The sequence below is a fragment of the Streptomyces sp. ADI95-16 genome, assembly GCF_003721495.1.
GTDB classification, from domain to species: domain Bacteria; phylum Actinomycetota; class Actinomycetes; order Streptomycetales; family Streptomycetaceae; genus Streptomyces; species Streptomyces goshikiensis.
On sequence record NZ_CP033581.1, the window covers coordinates 7,432,038 to 7,451,829 of the forward strand.

17 protein-coding genes are annotated in these 19,792 nt (G+C 72.6%); 6 read left to right on the forward strand and 11 right to left on the reverse strand.

The annotated features are described in order from the left end of the window. The first annotated feature begins 221 nt into the window (after positions 1-221). Complete coding sequence (locus EES41_RS33000) at positions 222-2,300, forward strand: SpoIIE family protein phosphatase (protein ID WP_123081573.1); 2,079 nt, start codon at positions 222-224, stop codon at positions 2,298-2,300. A gap of 92 nt (positions 2,301-2,392) precedes the next feature. Here EES41_RS33000 and EES41_RS33005 read toward each other — a convergent pair whose 3' ends face one another. The 5 genes from EES41_RS33005 to EES41_RS33025 form a co-directional block, all read right to left on the reverse strand. Further along, positions 2,393-2,893, reverse strand: coding sequence for a hypothetical protein (locus EES41_RS33005; RefSeq protein ID WP_254211661.1), 501 nt, complete (start codon positions 2,891-2,893; stop codon positions 2,393-2,395). A 121-nt stretch (positions 2,894-3,014) separates the two neighbouring features. Further along, entirely contained in the window at positions 3,015-4,124 is a 1,110-nt protein-coding gene (locus EES41_RS33010; RefSeq protein ID WP_123081575.1) for an aryl-sulfate sulfotransferase, read from the reverse strand. An 84-nt stretch (positions 4,125-4,208) separates the two neighbouring features. Then, positions 4,209-5,300, reverse strand: a complete 1,092-nt coding sequence (locus EES41_RS33015) for an ABC transporter substrate-binding protein (RefSeq protein ID WP_254211662.1) — start codon at positions 5,298-5,300, stop codon at positions 4,209-4,211. Beyond that, positions 5,297-6,046 carry an ABC transporter ATP-binding protein gene (locus EES41_RS33020; protein ID WP_123081576.1) on the reverse strand — a complete coding sequence of 250 codons (750 nt, stop codon included), beginning with the start codon at positions 6,044-6,046 and terminating at the stop codon, positions 5,297-5,299. The genes EES41_RS33015 and EES41_RS33020 overlap by 4 nt, the downstream gene beginning before the upstream one ends. Further along, a complete protein-coding gene (locus EES41_RS33025) occupies positions 6,043-6,843 on the reverse strand; it encodes an ABC transporter permease (RefSeq protein ID WP_123081577.1) in 801 nt (266 codons plus the stop codon). The genes EES41_RS33020 and EES41_RS33025 overlap by 4 nt, the downstream gene beginning before the upstream one ends. A 127-nt stretch (positions 6,844-6,970) precedes the next feature. Here EES41_RS33025 and EES41_RS33030 point away from each other — a divergent pair, with 127 nt between their 5' ends. Next, complete coding sequence (locus EES41_RS33030; RefSeq protein WP_050779382.1) at positions 6,971-7,546, forward strand: helix-turn-helix domain-containing protein; 576 nt, start codon at positions 6,971-6,973, stop codon at positions 7,544-7,546. Positions 7,547-7,562: 16 nt separating this feature from the next. Here the strand turns inward: EES41_RS33030 and EES41_RS33035 are convergent, their stop codons facing one another. The 4 genes from EES41_RS33035 to EES41_RS33050 all read right to left on the reverse strand — a co-directional run bounded on the left by EES41_RS33035 (position 7,563) and on the right by EES41_RS33050 (position 14,548). Next, positions 7,563-8,951, reverse strand: coding sequence for a hypothetical protein (locus EES41_RS33035; protein WP_174261772.1), 1,389 nt, complete (start codon positions 8,949-8,951; stop codon positions 7,563-7,565). A 29-nt stretch (positions 8,952-8,980) separates the two neighbouring features. Then, the gene (locus EES41_RS33040) at positions 8,981-11,920 is read right to left on the reverse strand and encodes an AAA family ATPase (protein WP_367995793.1); all 2,940 of its coding nucleotides are present in this window, start codon (positions 11,918-11,920) and stop codon (positions 8,981-8,983) included. Between the two features lie 226 nt (positions 11,921-12,146). Then, positions 12,147-13,496, reverse strand: a complete 1,350-nt coding sequence (locus tag EES41_RS33045) for a cytochrome P450 (protein ID WP_123081578.1) — start codon at positions 13,494-13,496, stop codon at positions 12,147-12,149. A 14-nt stretch (positions 13,497-13,510) separates the two neighbouring features. Then, a complete protein-coding gene (locus tag EES41_RS33050) occupies positions 13,511-14,548 on the reverse strand; it encodes a terpene synthase family protein (protein WP_123081579.1) in 1,038 nt (345 codons plus the stop codon). Positions 14,549-14,973: 425 nt separating this feature from the next. Here EES41_RS33050 and EES41_RS33055 point away from each other — a divergent pair, with 425 nt between their 5' ends. Then, entirely contained in the window at positions 14,974-15,333 is a 360-nt protein-coding gene (locus tag EES41_RS33055; protein ID WP_123081580.1) for a hypothetical protein, read from the forward strand. Here EES41_RS33055 and helR read toward each other — a convergent pair. Together helR and EES41_RS33065 are read right to left on the reverse strand one after the other, a co-directional pair. Continuing rightward, positions 15,320-17,518 (reverse strand): RNA polymerase recycling motor ATPase HelR, encoded by a 2,199-nt coding sequence (gene helR / locus EES41_RS33060; RefSeq protein ID WP_123081581.1) that lies wholly within the window; start codon positions 17,516-17,518, stop codon positions 15,320-15,322. The two genes, EES41_RS33055 and helR, sit on opposite strands and share 14 nt — an antisense overlap. A 356-nt stretch (positions 17,519-17,874) precedes the next feature. Beyond that, positions 17,875-18,111, reverse strand: coding sequence for a chaplin (locus EES41_RS33065; RefSeq protein ID WP_164496004.1), 237 nt, complete (start codon positions 18,109-18,111; stop codon positions 17,875-17,877). Between the two features lie 209 nt (positions 18,112-18,320). Between EES41_RS33065 and EES41_RS33070 the strand changes: the two genes are divergently transcribed. From EES41_RS33070 to EES41_RS33080, 3 genes are all read left to right on the forward strand, one after another. After that, positions 18,321-18,791, forward strand: a complete 471-nt coding sequence (locus tag EES41_RS33070; RefSeq protein ID WP_123081582.1) for a hypothetical protein — start codon at positions 18,321-18,323, stop codon at positions 18,789-18,791. A gap of 120 nt (positions 18,792-18,911) precedes the next feature. After that, positions 18,912-19,067 carry a DUF6131 family protein gene (locus tag EES41_RS33075; protein ID WP_008742351.1) on the forward strand — a complete coding sequence of 52 codons (156 nt, stop codon included), beginning with the start codon at positions 18,912-18,914 and terminating at the stop codon, positions 19,065-19,067. A 189-nt stretch (positions 19,068-19,256) separates the two neighbouring features. Continuing rightward, the gene (locus EES41_RS33080; protein ID WP_123081584.1) at positions 19,257-19,718 is read left to right on the forward strand and encodes a calmodulin-binding protein; all 462 of its coding nucleotides are present in this window, start codon (positions 19,257-19,259) and stop codon (positions 19,716-19,718) included. The last annotated feature ends 74 nt before the right edge of the window (positions 19,719-19,792 follow it).

The following is a 19,792-nucleotide window of genomic DNA, read 5'->3' on the forward strand; positions in this document are numbered from 1 at the left end:
GTGCGGTGGTGCGGCCGCCGGGTACCGCCGCGGCCGCCAGTCACTGAATCAGATCAACGATCGGTTCCACAACAGAAACGATCGTTTGTCCCGGCGCCGGCCACGGGGCCCGGGGAGCGGTCCCCGGCCGCCCGGGCGACCATGGACTGTGTGTGGAGCGCGCACCGGAGGTACCCGCGAGTAACCGGCGCGTTCGCCCCCGGGAAGGAGGCCGGTGCCGGATGGACGACCCGATCCCGGTCGAACAGCTGATCGCGGGCGCCGCCCAGGACGCCGGCGGCTGGCTCGGGGCGCTGGCCGTGGCCCAGGTGGCCACCAGCGCCGACGGCACCATCGTGCGCTGGAGCAACGCGGCGCAGGAACTCCTCGGCTACGCCCCGCCCCAGGTGGTGGGCCGCCACATCTCCGAACTGCTGCACCCGGGGGCCGACCGCAGCCTCGGCCGCTCACTGTGGGAGACCGCCGCCACCGGCCGCGGGGTGATGGGCACGGTGACCGCCTGGCACCGCGAGGGCCATCCCCTGGAGCTGGAAGTCTGGGCCTGCCCGGTGTCCGGCCGGCGCCACGGCGCCTCCGCCGTGCTCGTCTTCGCCGCCGACGCCCACGCGGCACGCCGGATCCGGGGTTCGTCGGCGGTCTGGGACGGACTGTTCGCCCGCTCCCCGGTCGGCATCGCCGTCCTCGACACGCAGCTGCGGTTCCTCCAGGTCAACCCGGCCCTGGAGGAGATGAACGGCCTGCCGGAGTCCGCCCACCTCGGGCGGCGCCTGGCCCAGCTGCTGCCCGAGGTGAACTCCGCCGAGATGGAGGAGGCCATGCGGGAGGTCCTGGCCACCGGTGAGCCCGTCCTGGACCGCCGCCGGGTGGGCCGTACACCGGCCGACCCCGAACACGACCGGGTGTGGTCCTGCTCCTACGTCCGGGTCGAGGACCCCGGCCACCGGCCCATCGGCGTGATCGCCTCGCTGCTGGACATCACCGAGCAGCAGCGCGACCACACCGAGGCCGAGGCCGGACGCCGCCGGCTCGCGCTGCTCAGCGAGGCCAGCGTCCGCATCGGCGCCAGCCTGGAGCTGGAGCGCACCGCCCAGGCGCTGGCCGACCTCGCCGTCCCGTACCTCGCCGACGCGGTCACCGTGGACGTCCTGGACACCCTGGCCCGGGGCGACGAGCCCGGCCTCGGCCTCTCCGCGGGCGCCGCGCTGCGCCGCCTGGGCAAGGCCCCGCTGGGCGGTTCCGCCGTCACCGACATCCTCGCGCCGCTGGGCAGGACCCTCACCTTTCCCGCCACGGCCCCGTACACCCAGGTGCTGGCCGACCGGCAGCCCTACCTGATCGGCCGGCTCGACGAGGAGTCCGTAGCCCCCGCCGCCCGGCACTCGCCGAAGCCCGCCCGGCTGCTGCCGGCCGGCGTGCACTCCTTCATGATGACCCCGCTGGTCGCCCGGGACGTGGTGCTCGGCATAGCCACGTACTACCGCACCCGCCCCATCGGCCCCTTCGGCTCCGACGACGTCACCCTCGCCGCCGAGCTCGCCGCCCGGGCCGCCATCAGCATCGACAACGCCCGCCTCTACCACCACGAGCACGAGACGGCCGTCATCCTCCAGCGCAGCATGCTGCCCCAGCACATCACCCCGCCGCCCGGCATCGAGGTGGCCCACCGCTACCTGCCCGCGAGCGACGTCAACGAGATCGGCGGCGACTGGTACGACGTGCTCGCCCTGCCCGGCGGCAAGGCGGCCCTCCTCATCGGGGACGTGATGGGCCACGGCATCCCCGCCGCCGCCGTCATGGGGCGGCTCTCGGCCACCGTCCGGGCCCTGGCCCGCCTCGACCTGTCTCCCACGGCGCTGCTGCTCCAGCTGGAGGCGGCCCTCGCCGACCTGGCCGAGCCGATGCTCGCCACCTTCCTGTACGTGGTCTGCGACCCCGCGTCCGGCCGCTGCACCCTGACCCGCGCCGGGCACCCGCCGCCCGCCGCCGTGCTGCCGGACGGCACCGTCCGGCTCCTGACCACCCCGCCCGGCGCGCCCCTGGGCGTCGGCGGCATCGCCTTCACGACCAGCGAGGTCACCCTGCCGGCGGGAAGCATCCTCATCCTCTACACCGACGGCCTGATCGAGGCCCGGGGCCGGGACATCGACGAGCGCCTCGGTGAACTCACCCGCCTGCTCACCGAGCCGCAGGGCTCGCTGGACCTCCTGTGCGACTCCCTGATCAGCCACCTGGTCCCGGCCTCGGCCGACGACGACATCGCCCTCCTCACGGCCCGCATCGGAGCCCGTACCCCCGTGTGACGGCGGATGCCGGCCGGGTCCGGGCGGGGGTGGCACGGCAGCGGCCCCGACGACCCCGACCGGGCCGTGGGGGCCGCTGCCGTGCAAAGGGGTCAGTGGAACAGCATCGAGGCGTCCCCGGCGGCCGTGGTGACCGAGCCGGGGCACAGGAAGCTCCCCGAGGTCTTCGCGGCGGTGAAGGCCTGGTTGACGTACTTCCGGGTGGCCCCGTCGCGGTTCCAGACGATGTTCGTCGCCTTGTAGCGGCAGGAGATGAAGCTCAGCTTGCCGGTGATGTCGATGAGGTCCGCCTTCGCGGTCCCGGCGGTGTCGTCGAAGGTGAAGGCGGGGTTGTTGTTGAGGGTGGCGGTGATGCCGCCGGCGCAGCTCAGGTTGCCGCCCGGCGTGTTGATGCTGGTGCGGTCGACGCTCAGCGCGTTCGGCGGGTCGGCGCTGGTACGGGCGTTGGTCCAGCCGCAGGTGTTGCCCGCGACCACGATGGTGCCGTCCAGGCGCTGCTCGGCGGTGGGGCCGAGGGCGGAGGCCGCCGTCGATCCGACGAGCACGGCGGCGGCGACCAGGGCGGTCACGGCCGGCAGTCTGGGGATTCTCATCATGGGGCTCCTCTTCGCCGCGGCCGTGTGGGGTGTGGCCGGGGAAGGGGAAGGTCCCACAAGGACCTTGAAATGTCAGGGCCACGTCAAGCATTGGCCGAATGCCACCGGCCCGGTGAGCTCAGAGCCAGGGGATCTCCTCGGCCGCGTAGCGGTAGGCGCGGAAGACGGAGTTCTGGGCGCCCCGGGAGGACTCCAGCCCCACGCCCCGCCCGAACGAGCCGAACTCGGGGACCACGTACTCCCACACCACGTCCCCGTCCGGGGTCACCTCGAAGAGCCGGCCGAAGGAGCCCTCGGCGATGAACGTGTTGCCGCCCGGGAGCCGCTGGGCGCTGGACATGTACGGGCTGTAGAAGTTCTGCGGCGGGTTGTCCTCGTACGACCACACCTCCTCGCCCGTGCGCGGGTCGATCTCCAGCACCCGCGAGTACGGGACGGACGTGGTGTCGCGATAGGTCCCGTTGTCGAAGACCAGGATGTTGCCGCCCGGCAGTTCGTGCGGGTAGTGCTGCTGGGAGTGCGTGCCGGGGCCGATCCGCCAGCGGACGGAGCCGTCGGCGCGGTCCACGGCCACCGTGGTGGAGGCGCTGCGGAACCCCACGACGACGCCGCCGTCGGAGAGTTCGCCCACGGTGTTGGCCATCGGCCAGTGCTCGCGCGCGAAGTGCCGGTCCAGCGGCACCTGTTCGGGGTCCAGATGCTCGATCGCGGCCCATCGCCAGACCACTTCGCCGTCCCAGGTCAGCTCGTACACCACGTCCCCGTGGATCACGCCGCCCACGGCCTCCGAGCCGGGGATGCCGCCCCGGACGCGGGCCGCGTCGGCGGGTGCGAGGGGCTCGACGCCGAGGACGAGCAGGTTGCCGTTGCGCAGGACCGAGGCGTCGTGGTGGTGGAAGGGGTGGCGGACCTCGCGCACCACGGCGCCGTCCGGGGCGAGTTCCTGGAGGATGCCGCCGTGGTAGACGTCCCAGATCGGGAACAGCGTGGGGCCGCCGGTGTCCTTGCCCTGGTAGAAGAGGTTCCCGTTCGGGAGCAGCCGGGCGTGCCGGCCCGGCGGGTGCGGCGGGTTCCAGGTGTGGACGGTCTTGCCCTCGATGTCGACGAGGAAGACCTCGCCGGGCCCCGCGATCGGGGTGTAGAGCGTGTACCCGCCGAAGCTCCGCTCGGGGTCGTGGGCGCGCAGGCCGACGCCGCGGCGCCGCAGGGTGTTCTGGTCGACGGTCATGGTGCTGCTCCTCGTACGGGGACGGTCGGGGTCCGGTGGGTGAAACGGGTGGTGCGTGCGTGCGTGCGCGGGCGCGGGCGGCGGTCAGCCGGCCGTGACGGCCGCCGGGTCCACGGCCCGCAGCGGTGCGGTGTGCAGCCGGCGCGCCAGCGCCGCGCGGTCCGCCGGCCCCGGCAGGCCCTGGGCGGCCTTCGCCCAGGCGGCCTCCTGCGTGAGCTGGGTCAGCAACTCGGCCGACAGCGTCGCGCCGTACCCGTAGCGCGGCTGGAACGCCTCGGCGTATCCGGGCTGGAGGGCGCCCTTGGACTGGGCGAGTACCGCGCGCCGCGCGCCGGCCGGATCGGCCGCCAGCTCCCGCTGGGCGCGCACCAGGGTCCGCAGCGCGGCGGAGGTGCTCGCGTCGCTCGCCTTCGGGCCCGCGACCAGCAGAGTCCGCGCGGTGTAGCCGCCGAACGGCAGCTCGGCGTAGCGCGCGCCGAGGGCGGTGCGCGCGGCGTCGTAGAAGCTGGGGAAGGTGACCCCGGCGTCGATGTCGCCGCGGGCGAGGGCGGTGGGGACCTGGTTCGGGGCGAGGTTGACCACGGTCACGTCCGAGGCGGTCAGCGCCGCCGCGCCCAGCATCCGCGACAGCGCGTACTCGACGTTGGTGCCCTGCGGGACGCCGACCTTGCGGCCCCTCAGCGCCGCGAAGCCGGTGATGCCGCGGTCGGTACGGGTGAGCAGGCGCCAGTCGGAGAACCGGGACAGGTCGGCGACGATCCGCAGGTCGCGGCCGCCCAGGGCGGCGGTGACGGCGGGCAGGTCGCCGACGACGCCGAGCTGGGCCTGGCCGCCGAGCACCGCGTTCAGCGCGTCGCGGCCGGTGGGCAGGGTGGTGACGGTGGCCCGGACGCCTTCGGCGGCCCACAGCCCGCGCTCCTGGGCGAGGTAGACGGGCGCGCCGCCGAGATGGTCGCTGGCGGCCAGCGTGACCTCCTGCCCGGCGTCGCGCGCGGCGGAGGCGGGCGTACCGGAGCAGCCCGTGCCCAGGGCGGCGAGCAGGACCGCCAGCACGAGGGCGGCCACCGGACGGGGTCTGCGGAGGACGGAGGCGGTGAGGGACACGGGGGACTCGCTTCCTTGGGGCTGCGGGGCGGCCAGGGCGGCCAAGGCGGTCGGGGTGGTCGGGTGGTTCACGGGGAGCCGAGTCGGCGGGCGATCAGGGTGCGCAGGTCCGGGTCGGGCGGTCCGCTGGGTACCGCGTGGTCGGCCAGGACCCGGCCGGGGGAGCCGCCCAGGACCACGACCCGGTCGGCGAGGGCGAGCGCCTCGTCGATGTCGTGCGTCACGAACAGCACGGTGGTGCCGGTGCGTTGCCACAGCTCCCGCAGCAGTTCCTGCATCCGCGTCCGGGTCAGCGCGTCCAGCGCCCCGAACGGCTCGTCCATCAGCAGCACTTCGGGCTCGGCGGCCAGCGCCCTGGCCAGCGCCACCCGCTGCCGCATGCCGCCGGACAACTGCGCGGGATGCTTCTCGGCCCCTTCCGCGAGGCCCACCTCGGCCAGCGCCGCGAGGGCCCGGCGGCGCCGCTCCGGTCGGGACAGCCCGAGCCGTTTGAGCGCGAACTCGACGTTCCCGCGCGCCGTGCGCCACGGGAACAGCGCGTAGTGCTGGAAGACCATGCCGCGGTCCGGACCGGGCCCGTCCACCGGGGTGCCCGCGACGGTGACCCGCCCGGTGGTGGGCCGGACGAAACCCGCCACCGTGTTGAGCACGGTCGATTTGCCGCACCCGCTGGGACCGAGCAGCGCCGTGAACGACCCGCTGGCGAACTCCAGTTCGATGGCGTCGAGCACCGGGACCGCGCCGCTCGCGCCCGCGTACCGCCGCCGGGTGCCTCCGTGGGAGACCGACAGCGCCTCCAGCCGTACGCTCCCGCTCATGACGCGCTCCAGTGCACGAAGCAGCGCCCGATCGCCGCGAGGGCCGCGTCGACGCCCACCCCGAGGAGCCCGAGGACCAGCAGGCCCGCGAACATCCGGTCCACCCGCAGGAACTGGCCGTCGACCTGGAGGCGGTAGGCCAATCCGGCGTCCGCACCGCCGAGTTCGGCGGCGACCAGGGCCAGCAGCGCGACCGAGGCCCCGTACCGCAGCGCCGCGAGCAGGGCGGGCGCCGCGGCGGGCAGCAGCACCTCGGTGAACCGGCGCCGCAGCGGCGCCCCCAGCGAACGGGCCGCCCGCAGATGGGTCACCGGGACCCGCGAGACGCCGTCGTGGACGTACAGCCACACCGCGAGGAGGACGGCGTACGCGATCAGCAGGCGCTTGGCGCTCTCGCCGATGCCGAACCAGGCGGTGGCCAGCGGCACCAGCGCGATCGCCGGGATGGGCCGCAGGAACGAGACGAGCGGGGTGACGGCGGCGGAGAGCCGCGGCAGGTAGCCGGTGGCGAAGCCCAGCGCGCCGCCGAGTGCCGCGCCGAGCGCGAAGCCCTGACCGGCGCGGGCCAGGCTGGCGGCGAGGTCCGTGGCCAGGGTGCCGCCGCGCGCGCCGTCGGCGAGCGCGGCGAAGGTCTGGCGGGGAGTGGGCAGCAGCCCCGGGGACACCACACCGGAGCGGGCGAGCGCGTACCAGAGCGCGAGCACGGAGCCGGCCGCGACCAGCGCCGGGCCGAGCCGGCCCGGGATCCGGCCCGGGGTCCGGCCGGCCCGGCCCGGCGGGGAGGGGGTGGCGTACACGGGCAACTCCTCGTTCGTTGATAAGTGAGGTCAATAATTGACCACGCTTATGAACGCGGTGTTGCGGCGGTGCGAAACGTTCCGGAGCCCCCGAGGGCGCCGATCGGCGATGCGGTACGTTCGGCTGGTGTCCCGACCCGAACCCACACCCGAAGCCGTCGAGGTCGGACGGGTGATCCGAGCCTGGCGCAAGCGGCGCGGCATCTCGATGGCCTCGCTCGCCGCCGGCTCCGGGCTGTCCCAGCCCTTCCTCAGCCAGCTCGAACGCGGGCTCGCCACCCCCAGCCTCAGCTCCATCTACCGGATCGCCGAGGCACTGGACGTGACCCCCGGCACCTTCCTGCGCCCCCCGGACCGCCCCGGCGCGGTCAGCCACGAGAGCGACCCCCAGGTGATCCGGGTCAGCGAGGCCGCCGGGCAGGTGGCCCGGGTGCTGATCCCCGGCGGGCGCAGCGGCCTGATGGAGGCGTACGAGCACCACTTCGAGCCCGGACGGGGCGAGCGCGGCTGGTTCGAGCACCCCGGCGAGGACTTCCTGTACGTCCTGGAGGGCGAGGTCGTGCTGGAGGTCGAGGGCGAGGAGCCCCTGACCCTGCGCGCCGGGCAGAGCGCCCACCACCGCGGCGACGTCCCGCACCGCTGCCGCCTGCCCGGCCCGTCGGCCGCCGCCGCGCGCACCCTCCTCGTCACGGCGAACGGCTGACGGGCCCGCCGCTACGTCAGAGCGCGGCCTTTCCGCTCGCGAGCGGCCACTCGCGGTGCAGGGCGCCCAGCGGAACGCGACGCTCCAGGATGGGCGTTCCGAACAGGGACAGCTGGAGGTGCAGCTGTCCGCTCAGGTCGAACCCGCCGTACACGGCCCACGCCCCGCTCACCGAGGCCTTGCCGTCGCTGGAGGCGGAGGCCTTGACGTCGGCCTCGCCGCGCAGGTACGGAGCGAAGTCCGCGGAGACGCCGACGGCCCCGTACAGGCCGACGGAGGCCTCGGCGCCGAGGGCGCCCTTGACCTGGCCGGCCGCGGTGACCTCGGCCTTCACCGGAGTGCTCTGGACGTTCGAGGTGCTGACCGGATTCCAGCCCTTGCCCGTCGCGTAGCTGCCACCGACCCGGAAGTCGCCCTTGACTTCCTGCCGGACGTCGAGGGTGACCCGCCCGTCGGCCTCGACCTGGACGTAGACGGTCAGATCGAGGTTGACGACGACCGGAACCGGGCCCACCTGGATGACCGGGGCGCTGTGCAGCTTGGCGAACGGGATCCGCTTCGGGGCGCCCGTGCTCGCGGCGGCGTGGCCCTTGAGGTTCCACTGCGAGGACCAGTCGCCGCTCATCCCGAGGAACGCGGCGCGCGGGCCGGCGCCGCCCGATCCGTCGTACGAGAACTCCACCGTCGGGGCGAGCTGGACGAAGCCGGAGACCGAGGCCCCGGCCGATACGGGGGCACCCGGGGCGGTCTCGACCGGGACGTCCACGTCGAGCCGCAGGTTGCCCAGGGGCAGCTTCGCGCCCTGCGGGCCGAACCGCACGCCCTGGCTCTTGGCCCAGGAGAAGGTGACGCCCTTCATCAGGGGCTCGACCGCGACCGAGGCCGGGTCGACGGGGACCTTGCCGTCGGCCTTGTCGTCGTTGAGGACGGAAGACAGCGTTGTCGGAGCCGTCTTGACCTCGGTGCCGCTGTCGGTCTTCTTGCCGACCTCGGTGACCTTCGCGAGGAGGCCGTTGGGGGCGCCCGGCGCCGGTGCGCTGGCGATGACGTCGCCCACGACGACGGGCTTGTCGGCCGCGGGGGAGCGGCCGGGGGAGGGGGTGGCCTTTTGCGGGGCCGAGGATATGACGGCCCGTCCGGTCGCCTGGTCGTAGGAGGCGACCTTCAGCGAGGACTTCTGGGCGGCGCCCTTCCCGGAGCCGACGCGGGCCACGGCCGTCGGCGTGGGGCTGCCCTGCGGCGCCGCGGCGACGTCGAGCTGCTGGGTGCCGTCGGCCGCGGGCGCGAGGGTGGCGGGGGCCGCGGGATCCGCCGCACCGGTGTGCGGGGAGGCGGAGCAGCCGGTGGCGGTGAGCGCCAGGGTGATGAGGCCGGGGAGCAGGAGGCGTCTGGCGAGCATGCGCACGTACGTAAGACCTTCTGGTTGGGGGGAGGTTACGCTACTGAGAAGTAACGTGAGGGCTGATCATGCCAGGCACGATCACCACACCTCTCCCCGCACCAGCGATAACCGGCCACCCCCCGAAGCCCGTTCGCCCGTTCGCCCCGGCCGGCGGTCAGCCTCCCATCGCCCGCCGCAGCCCGAGCCGGTCGGTGCCCAGCTTGGTGAAGACCGCGGACAGCAGCTCGGAGACCGCCTGCGCGTCGGTCCGCAGTTCCGCCGCGATCGCCGCGTTGTCCAGACTGACCGAGGCGCGCGTCGCCGCCGCGTGCTCGGCGAGCGTCAACGTGTCCTGTTCGGACGCGTGCAGCCGGCGCGGCCGCAGTCCCGCCGACGCCAGCTGGGACCGGGCACGGCTCGCGAGCCCGCTCGCACCGCATGCCGAGGCGGCCTCCCATGCCCCGGTAGAGCTGCTGGGCCGCCCGGTGCGGATCACCGATGGTGTGCAGGGCCGTACCGTGATCGATGAGCGCGTGGGCGAGTTCGCAGGCCGCCGGGGACTGTTCGAGGTGGTTCACCGCCTCCTGCAACAAGCCCGCCGCCCGGGACGCGTCCACGGTCGCCGCCGACACGCGCAGGGCGTGCCCGATCGCGCTCGACGTCCCGAACACCCGGGCCCTGGCCACCGCCTCGGCCGCCGTGGCACGCGCCTGCTCGGGCTCCTTCGTGATCTGGGCGAGGGCCAGATCGAGCTGCCAGGGACTCCAGGACGGATTGCGCGTACCCCGCAGATCGAGCCGCTTGCCCGCCGCGGAGAGGTGCTGCTTCGCCTCGTCGATCCGCCCCTGCGCCAGCAGGAGTTTGCCCCACACCGCCTGCGGATCGGGGTAGACGACCGCCTGCGGGAAGCCCTCCGCCAGCTTGTACGCGTGGGCGACCCGCAGCGCCTCCTCCGTACTGCCCCGGGCCAGCAGCGTCTCGATGAGCGTGCCCACCGCGTACCACTGCGCCGGGATGTCGTGTCCGACGCGCTCGGCGATCTGCAGCCCGTTGCGCACGAAGTCCTCGGCCTCGGCGAGCCGCCCGCGCCGGAAGCGGACGTAGCCGAGCAGGGTGTACACGAACGAAAGGTGCGCGCCGCGCCAGCCCTTCGCCTCGAACTCGATGATCCCCGCGTTGAAGAGTTCCTCGGCGCGCCCCGGCTGGTCGCAGTACATGAGGGTGACCGCCACGACGGCCGGCACCTCGAAACCGAAGTCCTGGTCGGTCCAGTTCATCCCGCCGTCCAGCGCCTGTTCCGCGTACTCCAGGGCGGTGGCGGCCGGTTCGCCGCGCATGGCGGCGTCCCACGCGCGCAGTCCCAGGATGTGCCGCTCGGGAACGCCGCGGCCGGTGAGCCGCTTGGCGAACTGGGCGAGGAGGCGGGAGCGGGCCGGCGAGTTCGCCTCGTCCATCCGGACCGAGTTCCACTTGAACTGCTCGGCCTGCATCCGCAGCCGGGTGCGGGAGCTGGTGGCCTGCTTGGCCTCGTCGGAGAGCAGCCCGGCGGCCTCCGCGAGCTGACCCGTGTGGGCCATCGCCTGGGCGAGCCGGTACGTGATCGCCTCCCGCAGCTCCTGATCCGCCTTGGGTTCCTCCAGCGCGGCCCTGAGCTGGTTGATGGTGGTCGCGGGATCGTGCAGCAGGTTGGCGGAGCCGAGCTCGAAGAGCACCTCGGCCCGGTACTCCGCGTCCGGCGGCTCGCGCAGCGCACGGGCCAGGTAGCGGCGCGCCGCGTCGGGAGCGCCCGCGGAGAAGCTGTCCCGCGCCGCCTGTCGCAGCTGCTGCACCACCCAGGGGTCGCCCTCGGGGTGCATCTCCAGCAGGTGGCGCGCGGCGGCCGCGGCGCCGAACCCGTCGTCGACCAGGGCCTGCGCGGCCATGCCGTGCATGGCGACGCGGACGCCCGGCGGGATCGACCGGTACACGGCCGTGGCGATGAGCGGGTGGAAGAACTCCACGACCTCCTGGCGGCGCAGGCTGGTGAGGACGGTCAGGATGCGCGCGTCACGCAACTGTGCGATCGCGTCGGCCGCCTGCGCCTCACCGAGGGCCGCGACGCCTCCGACGATGCTGATCGGGACGGCGGTGCCCAGTACCGCGGCGGCCCAGGCGAGCCGGACGGTGGAGGTCCCCAGCTGTTCGAGGCGGTCGATCAGACCGCTGCCCTTGACGGCGGAGGCCAGGTCGCGCAGCTGGGGGATGCTGTCCTGGTGCGGCTTCAGACCGCGGTCGCGGCCCTTCATGGCGAGTTCGACGACCTCGAAGGGGTTGCCGCCGGTGATCGCCCAGCACTCGCGGCAGAACACGTCGTCGGCGTCCTCGCCGAGGGCGTCGCGCACGATGCGCGCCACGGCGCTGGTGGTGAGCGGGGCCAGCTCGTGGGGGCGCGTCCCCTGGCGCTTTATCAGGGCGCGCAGTGATCCGGCGTCGGCCGGGATCTCGTCGGGCCGGCACGCCACCATGATCAGCATGGCCAGTTCCTCGGCCCGCGCCGCGAACGCGGTCAGCCAGGCCAGGGATTCCGCGTCCGCCCAGTGCGCGTCGTCCAGCACCAGGACGACGGGCGCGCTGCGGACCGTCAGATGGGTGACGACCCAGTCCAGACCGTCGCGCACGCCCTGCGGGTCGGGCGCGGTGAGGCCCTCGGGAGCCGCGGTCAGCCCCAGCGCCGGGGCGACGATGCCGTACCAGGTGCCGAGGAGGTCGCGTCGTTCGTCCTCGGTCATGGCGGCGAACGCGGGCTGGATGAGCTGGCGCATCACATGGAACGGGACTTGCCGCTCCTGCTCGCCGCCACGGGCGAACAGCACGGTGCAGTGGCGTTCCGCGGCATGCCGTCGGGCCTCGGCGAGCAGGGTGGTCTTGCCGATGCCGGCCGATCCCGCGAAGGTCAGAACGCCGCCGCGACGGGAGGGCTGGCCACTGTCCGGGGTGCCGCAGAGATCGTCCACCGCCCGGTGGATCGCCAGAACCTCGGATTCCCTTTCGAGTAAGGGCGAAGACGCCCATCCTTGTGGTTCTGTGACATGCGACATTCTCCAGCCCCCTCCAGCGCGCGTGCGGTCGAGTCTACGGGCCAGTAGGAAAGTTGGTGCTCCTTAAGCACATTATCTCCGCATCTCGCCACTCGTTCGAGGGAGACGCTGTATCGTCGGCTGACTTCGGCGCAGATCGGCGCTATCTTGCGACCGGAATCATGGGAAGTTCGCTGGGCTGGGGCATTCCGGCCGGGAGTTCCCGCACCGTCACACCCGGGGCGGGAACCAGCCGCCAGCGGGACGCCACGGTCGCCACCGCCGTCAGGATCTCCGCCACCGCGAACGTGTCGCCGATGCACTTGTGCTGGCCGGCCCCGAACGGGATGTACTGGTGAGCACGCCGGCGCTCCTGCGTCTCCTGCCGCCAGCGGTCCGGGTCGAAGACGCCGGGATCGCGGAACAGGGCCGGATCCCGGTGCAACGCGTAAGGGCTGTAGGCCAGTTCGGCGCCCGCCGGGATCGACACACCGCCGAGCGTGAGGGGCACCAGGGCCTGCCGGGTGAAGAGCAGCGGCGAGTGCAGCCGCAGCGCCTCCTGGAACACGTCGTTCGTGTAGGTGAGTCGGGGGATGTCATCGATGCGGACGGGCCGCTTGCCCACCACCGCGTCGATCTCCGCGTGCAGGCGCTTCTCCACCTCGGGGTGCCGGCCGAGCTCGTGGAATATCCAGGACAGGGTGGTCGCCGAGGTCTCCGTACCGGCGAACATGATGGCGATCACCTCGTCCCGCACCTGTGCGGCGCCCATCCGCTCGCCCGTCTCGGCGTCCACGCTCGACAGCAGCAGGGAGAGGAGGTCGCTGCCGCCCTCCTGCGCGTCCCCGTACTGGGCGATCACCTGGTCGATGATGGCGCGCAGCCGGGCGGCCGCCGCGTCGAAGCGCCGGTTGAGCGGGACGGGCAGCCGGTCCAGCGATTTGGGCATGACCGCGCGCAGCAGCATGCCCTCCAGCACGATCGGCAGCGAGCGGTGCACCTCGGCGATGGCGGGGCGGCTCAGATCCCCAGAGAAGATCATCTCGGCGACCGAGGACAGGGCGTACCGCCGGGCCTCGGTGACCATCGAGATCTCCGAACCCGCCGTCCAGGACCCGGTCATCTCCTCCGCCGCGCGGCCCATCACCTCGGCGTACTCGGCGATGTGGTTGCGGTGGAACGCCGGCTGGATCATCCGGCGCTGCTTGCGGTGGAAGTCCCCGTCGGTCGTCACGATGCCGTTGCCGAACATCGGGCGGAGCCGGTCGAAGATCCTGCCGCGCCCGAACTTCTGCGCCTGCTGCACCAGTACGGCGTGGACGTGGTCCGGGTTCGTGAGCATGTGGACGGGCCAGGTGCCGATGTCGAGCCGGACGACGTCGCCGTACTCGCGCAGGGACTCCAGGAACGCGATGGGCTCGCGCCACAAGGGGAGGGCATGGCCCAGGAGCGGTAATCGCCCCGGGGCCACCGGGGCACTCTTCGCCGGGCCGGATCGTTCTGTGCGGGCCATGGACCGACTCCCTGTCATGCCACCGAGATCAGGTCCGGGCGGGTGTACGCAGACTCCAGCCCGGCCGCGAACCGTTCGTCGCTGTACCGCGTGCACTCGTAACGCTGCCACAGATCGGCGCCGATCATCCAATCTTGATAACTGCGCACGCAGCGGGTGACCGCGGTGCGTACGGACGGATCCGTGTCCGGCCGCGCCTCCATGAGCCGCAGCAGCCGCCGCTCGGACTCCAGGTACTCCTCGATGCGGGCCTGGATGCGGCCCTCGACCGCCTGGACGGCGTCGGGCAGCGAACGTCCCTCCCAGGTGGCGACGAGGGAGACGAGGTTGTTGTTGTCCCCGCAGGAGTACTCCTTCGGCAGGGAGAACACGTCGTTGCCCCAGGAGATGACGTCCAGGGCGCTGTCGACGACCGCCCGGAACTCCGGGAGGTCGTGGATGTGCTGCGGCAGGTCGACGCCCAGTCCGGCCTCCACCATGTCCATCATGGGAAGGATCTGGGAGCTGTGCCGGCGCATCAGGACGTAGTCCTGGAGCGCGGGCCGCTCGGCCGCCCGGCGATTTCCGGCCTCCTGGTCCAACGAGCCCAGCATGAGGGGGACATGAGTGCGGTAGCGGGCCGCGGTGCCCTGCGACATCCCGGCCAGTATCCGGTCGCACAGGTCCATGAACCCGGCCACCAGGGGGTTCTGGCGCGCTGAGGCGTCACCCGTCCTCCCCGTCTCCAGGTACTCGGTGATGGCTCCGATGACGGGGCGCCAGGCGGCCAGCTGACCCGTCCTGATGAGGTGGTCGTGCTGGTCGTCGAGGACGAACGACCAGGCCATCCACTCGGCGAGCAGGACGATCCGGTCGTACGGGACGTCGCCGCTCACCCGGCCCGCGAGGTGCCCGCAGCCGATGCCGGAGAATTCCTCGGCGGCGTGGGTGACGAGCTCGTGGCGCAACACCCACGACGTGGCCTCGGTGTTGGCCCGTGCGGCCTGCGGATGCTTGGAGTTCCCGAACGGAAGGTGAAAATCGGGAACGGCGAATGAGTGGAGCTGGGCCATTGATCCCCCCACGGCAGAGTCGGATTCGTCAATACCAGCTCAATGTAAAGAGCGTGACTGCCCGCGCGCGCCAGAACGCCTCCTCTGCTGCGGAGTTGTCACGACGACACGCCGGAGCACATGGAATGAACCGGTCGCGGAGCGACCAAATCCCGCCCACGCGCGACCGTATCAGGCCACCCCTGGAGTAGTTAAGGCTTGTGACGAGGTGCACTGCCAAGCTGGAAGTGTCCTTCCGCGAATTCACCTTGGAATTGCCACTCCGATATTCCAATGGCGCATGCGGCTGGCATAGTCGGACCGCCGGGCCGCCCGGGGAGGCGCTGCCGGGGGCCGCCTCCTCGGGTGTGGCCGAACAACACCCTGTCCACGGCCGCGCTCCCTACACTTCCAGAGGACGCGGCCGTCCGGAGAAGGGCGAGAACATGACCGAGCACCATCCGGCAGGCTCGGGGGACGGCCAGGACGTCGATGTCCTGGGCCCCTACCTGGAAGTCTTACGGGCGCGCCTGACCGGTGAGCGGTTCGAGGTGCTCATCCGGGCGGTCCAGACCACCTGCGCGCTGCTGGCCGACGACCAGGAAGCCGTCCTCAAGGTGCCGGCGGCCACCGAGCTCGCCCCCGATCTCCAGCGCGAGTACCTGTCCCTCATGGCCGTGATGATCACCGGCCACCTCGACCACCGGCTGGTCGAGATCGCCGCCCCCGACGGGGGAAAGGGCTGGGCGGTCGTCGACAACACCCGCCCCTACCCCGCCCGTCCGGCGGACGTCAGGAGCTCGTGAGCACCACGAGCTGCCGGGTCGCCCGGGTCATCGCCACGTAGCGGTCGACCGCGCCCGGGGCGCCCTCCCCGAACTCCTCCGGGTCGACGAGGACGACCAGGTCGAATTCGAGACCCTTCGACAGCTCCGGGGTCAGTGACCGCACGCGCGGCCGCGCCCGGAACGCACCGGCTGCCCCGCCGGGCGTGCCGATGACGCAGGCGATCCCGGCGTCGTGCCCGGCGAGCCAGGTGTCGAGGACGTCGTCCAGGTCCGAGACGGAGCCGTGGACGACGGGGATGCCGCCGGACCGGATCGAGACCGGCACGTTGGCGTCGGGCAGCGCGGCCCGGATGACCGGCTCGGCCTCCGCCATCACCTCCCGCGGCGTGCGGTAGTTGACGCTCAGGGAGGCCAGCTCGATCCTGTCGATCCCGACCCGCTCCAGGCGCTCGGTCCACGACTCCGTGAAGCCGTGTCTCGCCTGGGCGCGGTCCCCGACGATGGTGAAGCTCCGGGAGGGGCAGCGCAGCAGCAGCATCTGCCACTCCGCGTCGGTCAGTTCCTGGGCCTCGTCCACGACGACGTGCGCGAAGGGCCCCGCGAGCCGGTCCGGGGCGGCCGTGGGCAGGGCGCCCTCGTCGAGCAGGCTGTCCTGGAGGTCCTTTCCGCGCAGCATCCGCACCGCGCCCTCGCTGTCGTCACCGGCCGAGTCGATGTCGGCGACCGAGACGATCTCCTCGATGACGCGGGCCATGCGCTCGCGCTCGGCGGCGACCGCGGCGTCGTGCCGGCGCCGCCGCCGCGCCGCCCCGGGGTCACCGAGCCGCTGCCGGGCCGCGTCCAGGAGCGGCAGGTCGGACACCGTCCAGGCCCGGGGGGCCGCCTCGCGCCGCAGTTTCGCCACCTCGTCGCGGCCGAGCCAGGGAGCGCACATCCGCAGGTAGGCGGGTACCGTCCACAAGTCCGAGACCAGATCGGCCGGTTCGAGCAGGGGCCAGGCCCGGTTGAGGGTCGTGACCAGGTCCGCGTCCTGCCGCAGCGACCGCAGGAAGGAGGCGTGCGAGATGCCGTCCTCCTCCTCGTCCATGCCCTGCTTGTCCATGAGGATCGTGGCCAGTTCCTCCCAGATCTGCTCCCGCGCCTCGTTGTGGGGGCTGCCCGGGCCCGGCGCCCCGAACGCCTCGGCCCAGTCGTCGGCGCTGACCCGGACGTCGGACCAGGCCGTACTGACCGTCATGCCCTCGGCGGGCGGCTCCTCGTAGAACGCGACGGCCTTCTCGATGGCCCGCACCATGTCCGCGGACGACTTCAGCCGGGCCACCTCCGGGTCGCTCTCGGGGGCGGCCGCGGCGCCTTCTGCGACGAGGTCGCGCAGGGTGCAGGTCTGTACGCCCTCCTCCCCGAGGCTGGGCAGCACGTCGGCGACGTACCCCAGGTAGGGCTCGTGCGGGCCGACGAACAGCACGCCGCCACGGCGGTGGCCGAGGCGCGGGTCGCGGTAGAGGAGGTAGGCGGAGCGGTGCAGGGCGACGACGGTCTTGCCCGTGCCGGGACCGCCGTCGACGACGAGGGCGCCACGGGAGCCCGCGCGGATGATCGCGTCCTGGTCGGCCTGGAGGGTGCCGAGGACGTCGCGCATCCGCGCCGACCGGCTGCCGCCCAGGGCGGCGATGAAGGCGGACTGGTCGTCGAGCGCGGCGTGTCCCTCGAACCCGTCGGCGGTGAACACCTCGTCCCAGTAGTCGTTGATCCTGCCGCCGGCCCAGCGGTACCGGCGGCGGCCGGCCAGCCCCATCGGGTTCGCATGGGTCGCCGCGAAGAACGGCTCGGCGGCGGGGGAGCGCCAGTCGATCAGCAGCCGGCGGCCCTCGCTGTCGGTGAGGCCGAGCCGGCCGACGTACAGGGGCTCGGGGTCGTCGGCGCCGACGACCCGGCCGAGGCACAGGTCGAGGCCGAAGCGGCGCAGGGTGCGCAGGCGGGCGGTCAGCCGGTGGATCTCCGCGTCCCGGTCCATGGCCTCCCGGCCCAGGCCGCCGGGCGCCGCGCGCAGCTCGACGAGGCGGTCGGACAGCTCGGCGATCGCCTGGTCGAGGCTCTCCGCGATGGCCGCGAAGTGCCGTTCGTCGCCGCCGATGAGCGAGGGGTCCGCCTTGGCGGAGAGGCGCTCGGGAAGGCCGAACGCACTGGTCGTCACGGGGTTCATGTCAGCGGCTCCGATCCGCGTCGGCCGGCCGCCGGGGGGCGAGCCCCACCGGCCCGGTGTCACCGCGAAACCCATACACAGACAGCAGCACACGCACTTCGTGAATCTCCCATTTCCGCAGGTTCTGGCCTCGGCGAGCGATTCTGCGGCACGGTGGGGGCCTTGCCGCAAGCCCCCCTGCGCGCTATAAGTTGAGAGTGGAAAGGAGTGGGTGCTCCTCCTTCCTCCCCCTTCTCCCTCCTCCTTCTCCCCGCGCGGGTGCGCCCTCGACCGGTCCGGGAGCGGCCGGAGCCCCGCCCCCCGGGTGGGGGACGGGGCTCCGGCGGCCGTACGGCCGATGCGTCGGTCGTTCGGTGTCAGTCGTTGAAGCAGACGTTGCCGGCCGTCGGGTTCAGCAGCCCGATGACGTTGACGCTGTTGCCGCAGGCGTTGATGGGGACGTGGATCGGGACCTGGATCAGGTTTCCGGAGAGGAAGCCCGGGGAGCCGGCCGCGATGCCGTGGGCCTCGCTGTCCGCCATCGCGGAGCCGGCGCCGCCGAGTACCGCGCCGACGATCAGGCAAGCCGCTGCGGCCATGGTGCGGATCTTCATGTGGGTCTCCCGTTGAGTGATGGGGTGTGCGGAGCCATCCCACAACAGGTGCGGGGGCGCGCCCCGACATTCATCCACTCGTGGGCCGGGCCGCCGCCCGAAGAAGCGGAGGGATCCGTTCTAAGGGAGTTCTCATCCCGCACCCAGCTTCCCCACAGCAACGGGGAGCAGGATCGGCCGGAGTCAGTCGTGATCACGGAAGGGCTCTCATGAACAACGTCCGCAAGCGCGCGGGTATCACCGCAGGTGTGGTTCTGGCCGGTATCGGCCTGGCTTTCCCCGCCGTCGCCTTCGCCGAGGATCACTCCAAGCCCGCCACCGCCGCCGAGGCGCGCCCGCATGCGGGCAAGGGCGCCGAGCTGCGCGAGGAGCACCGGAAGGAACTCGCCGAGGCGCTCGCGAAGGACCTCGGCGTGCCGGTGGACAAGGTGACCGGCTCCCTGGACAAGTTCCGCGCCGCGCAGGGCGAGGAGCGCCGCGAGGAGCGCAAGGACCGCAAGGACGAGCGGGCGGGCGAGCGGCCGGACGCGGCCGCGCGCCAGCAGAAGCTGGCCGACCGCCTCGACCAGGCGGTCAAGGACGGCAAGCTCACCCGGGCGCAGGCGGACGCGGTCATCGCCGCCGCCAAGGCCGGGGTGCTGCCCGGGCCGGGTGGCGGCCCCCGCCATCAGGAGCGCTGACCCGGCTCCGCAGCTTCGTGGGCGCCGGCGCGCATGAATGGCGCCAGGGATGGTAGACGCAGGGAGGCCTCTTCGCTCCCAGCGGGCGAAGCCGTGAGCCGGGAGTCTGGGAGGTTTGTCGTGATTATCCTCGGAGTCATCCTGCTGATCATCGGATTCGTCACCGGGCTGTCCATCCTGTGGACCATTGGTGCGATCCTCGTGGTGGTAGGCCTGGTCCTGTGGCTTCTCGGTGCCCTCGGGCACGCCGTGGGAGGACGCAACCACTACTGGTGAGCCTCTCCGCTCACGGCCGTAGGCCCACCGGATCCCGGATCCGGTGGGCCTACGGCGTTCTCCCGGGCACCCGGGACGGGCCTTTTGGGCATCCTTGAGCTGGAATAGACCATTCCGTTGGTTTCCGGATTACGTTCGCCGCATACGGGTCGTAGAGCGCGACCCGGCTGAAACCTGGAGGTCTCAGACATGCGACGTACCCTCACCAAGGCCGGCAGCCTCGCGGCGGTCTCCCTCTTCGCCCTGGCCCTGGCCGCGCCCGCGCAGGCGGCACAGGACAGCGCCGCGGCCGCGCATCCCGCCGCCACGAAGGCGGTCTACTTCGAGTTCACCGACGGCAAGAACACCTTCGTCATCCAGCTCACCGACCCGGCGAAGATCCGGCAGGCCCGCGACGTCATCAACGGCGTCGACACGGAGAACATCAGCGTCATGGGCAAGATCGTCAAGACCCCCGCCTCGTACAACAAGCCCTGGAAGTACTCGCTCGCCCCCAGCACCGTGAAGTTCTTCAGCATGGCCACTGAGGTGTGCGACGCGAGCATCTCCTACGTCAACGAGCACCTGGACGAGGTGGGCGGCGCGCTCCTGCCCAACTCCACCTGGTGTCCCTGGCAGTCGAAGCTGACGCGCGAAATCCCCGCTCCGTAGGCGGCGGCGAACCGGACGGCCGGCCGCCGGACCCCCGCCCGCGGCCGGCCGTCCCCGCGTCGGCGAAGTAACCT

Bases quoted from the DNA above. Each gene is read 5' to 3' on its own strand.
- EES41_RS33020 (WP_123081576.1), bottom strand. From the start codon at position 6,046: ATGAGCGGGAGCGTACGGCTGGAGGCGCTGTCGGTCTCCCACGGAGGC.
- EES41_RS33000 (WP_123081573.1), top strand. From the start codon at position 222: ATGGACGACCCGATCCCGGTCGAACAGCTGATCGCGGGCGCCGCCCAG.
- EES41_RS33045 (WP_123081578.1), bottom strand. From the start codon at position 13,496: ATGGCCCGCACAGAACGATCCGGCCCGGCGAAGAGTGCCCCGGTGGCC.
- helR (WP_123081581.1), bottom strand. From the start codon at position 17,518: ATGAACCCCGTGACGACCAGTGCGTTCGGCCTTCCCGAGCGCCTCTCC.
- EES41_RS33050 (WP_123081579.1), bottom strand. From the start codon at position 14,548: ATGGCCCAGCTCCACTCATTCGCCGTTCCCGATTTTCACCTTCCGTTC.
- EES41_RS33055 (WP_123081580.1), top strand. From the start codon at position 14,974: ATGACCGAGCACCATCCGGCAGGCTCGGGGGACGGCCAGGACGTCGAT.
- EES41_RS33010 (WP_123081575.1), bottom strand. From the start codon at position 4,124: ATGACCGTCGACCAGAACACCCTGCGGCGCCGCGGCGTCGGCCTGCGC.
- EES41_RS33080 (WP_123081584.1), top strand. From the start codon at position 19,257: ATGCGACGTACCCTCACCAAGGCCGGCAGCCTCGCGGCGGTCTCCCTC.
- EES41_RS33065 (WP_164496004.1), bottom strand. From the start codon at position 18,111: ATGAAGATCCGCACCATGGCCGCAGCGGCTTGCCTGATCGTCGGCGCG.
- EES41_RS33005 (WP_254211661.1), bottom strand. From the start codon at position 2,893: ATGAGAATCCCCAGACTGCCGGCCGTGACCGCCCTGGTCGCCGCCGCC.
- EES41_RS33070 (WP_123081582.1), top strand. From the start codon at position 18,321: ATGAACAACGTCCGCAAGCGCGCGGGTATCACCGCAGGTGTGGTTCTG.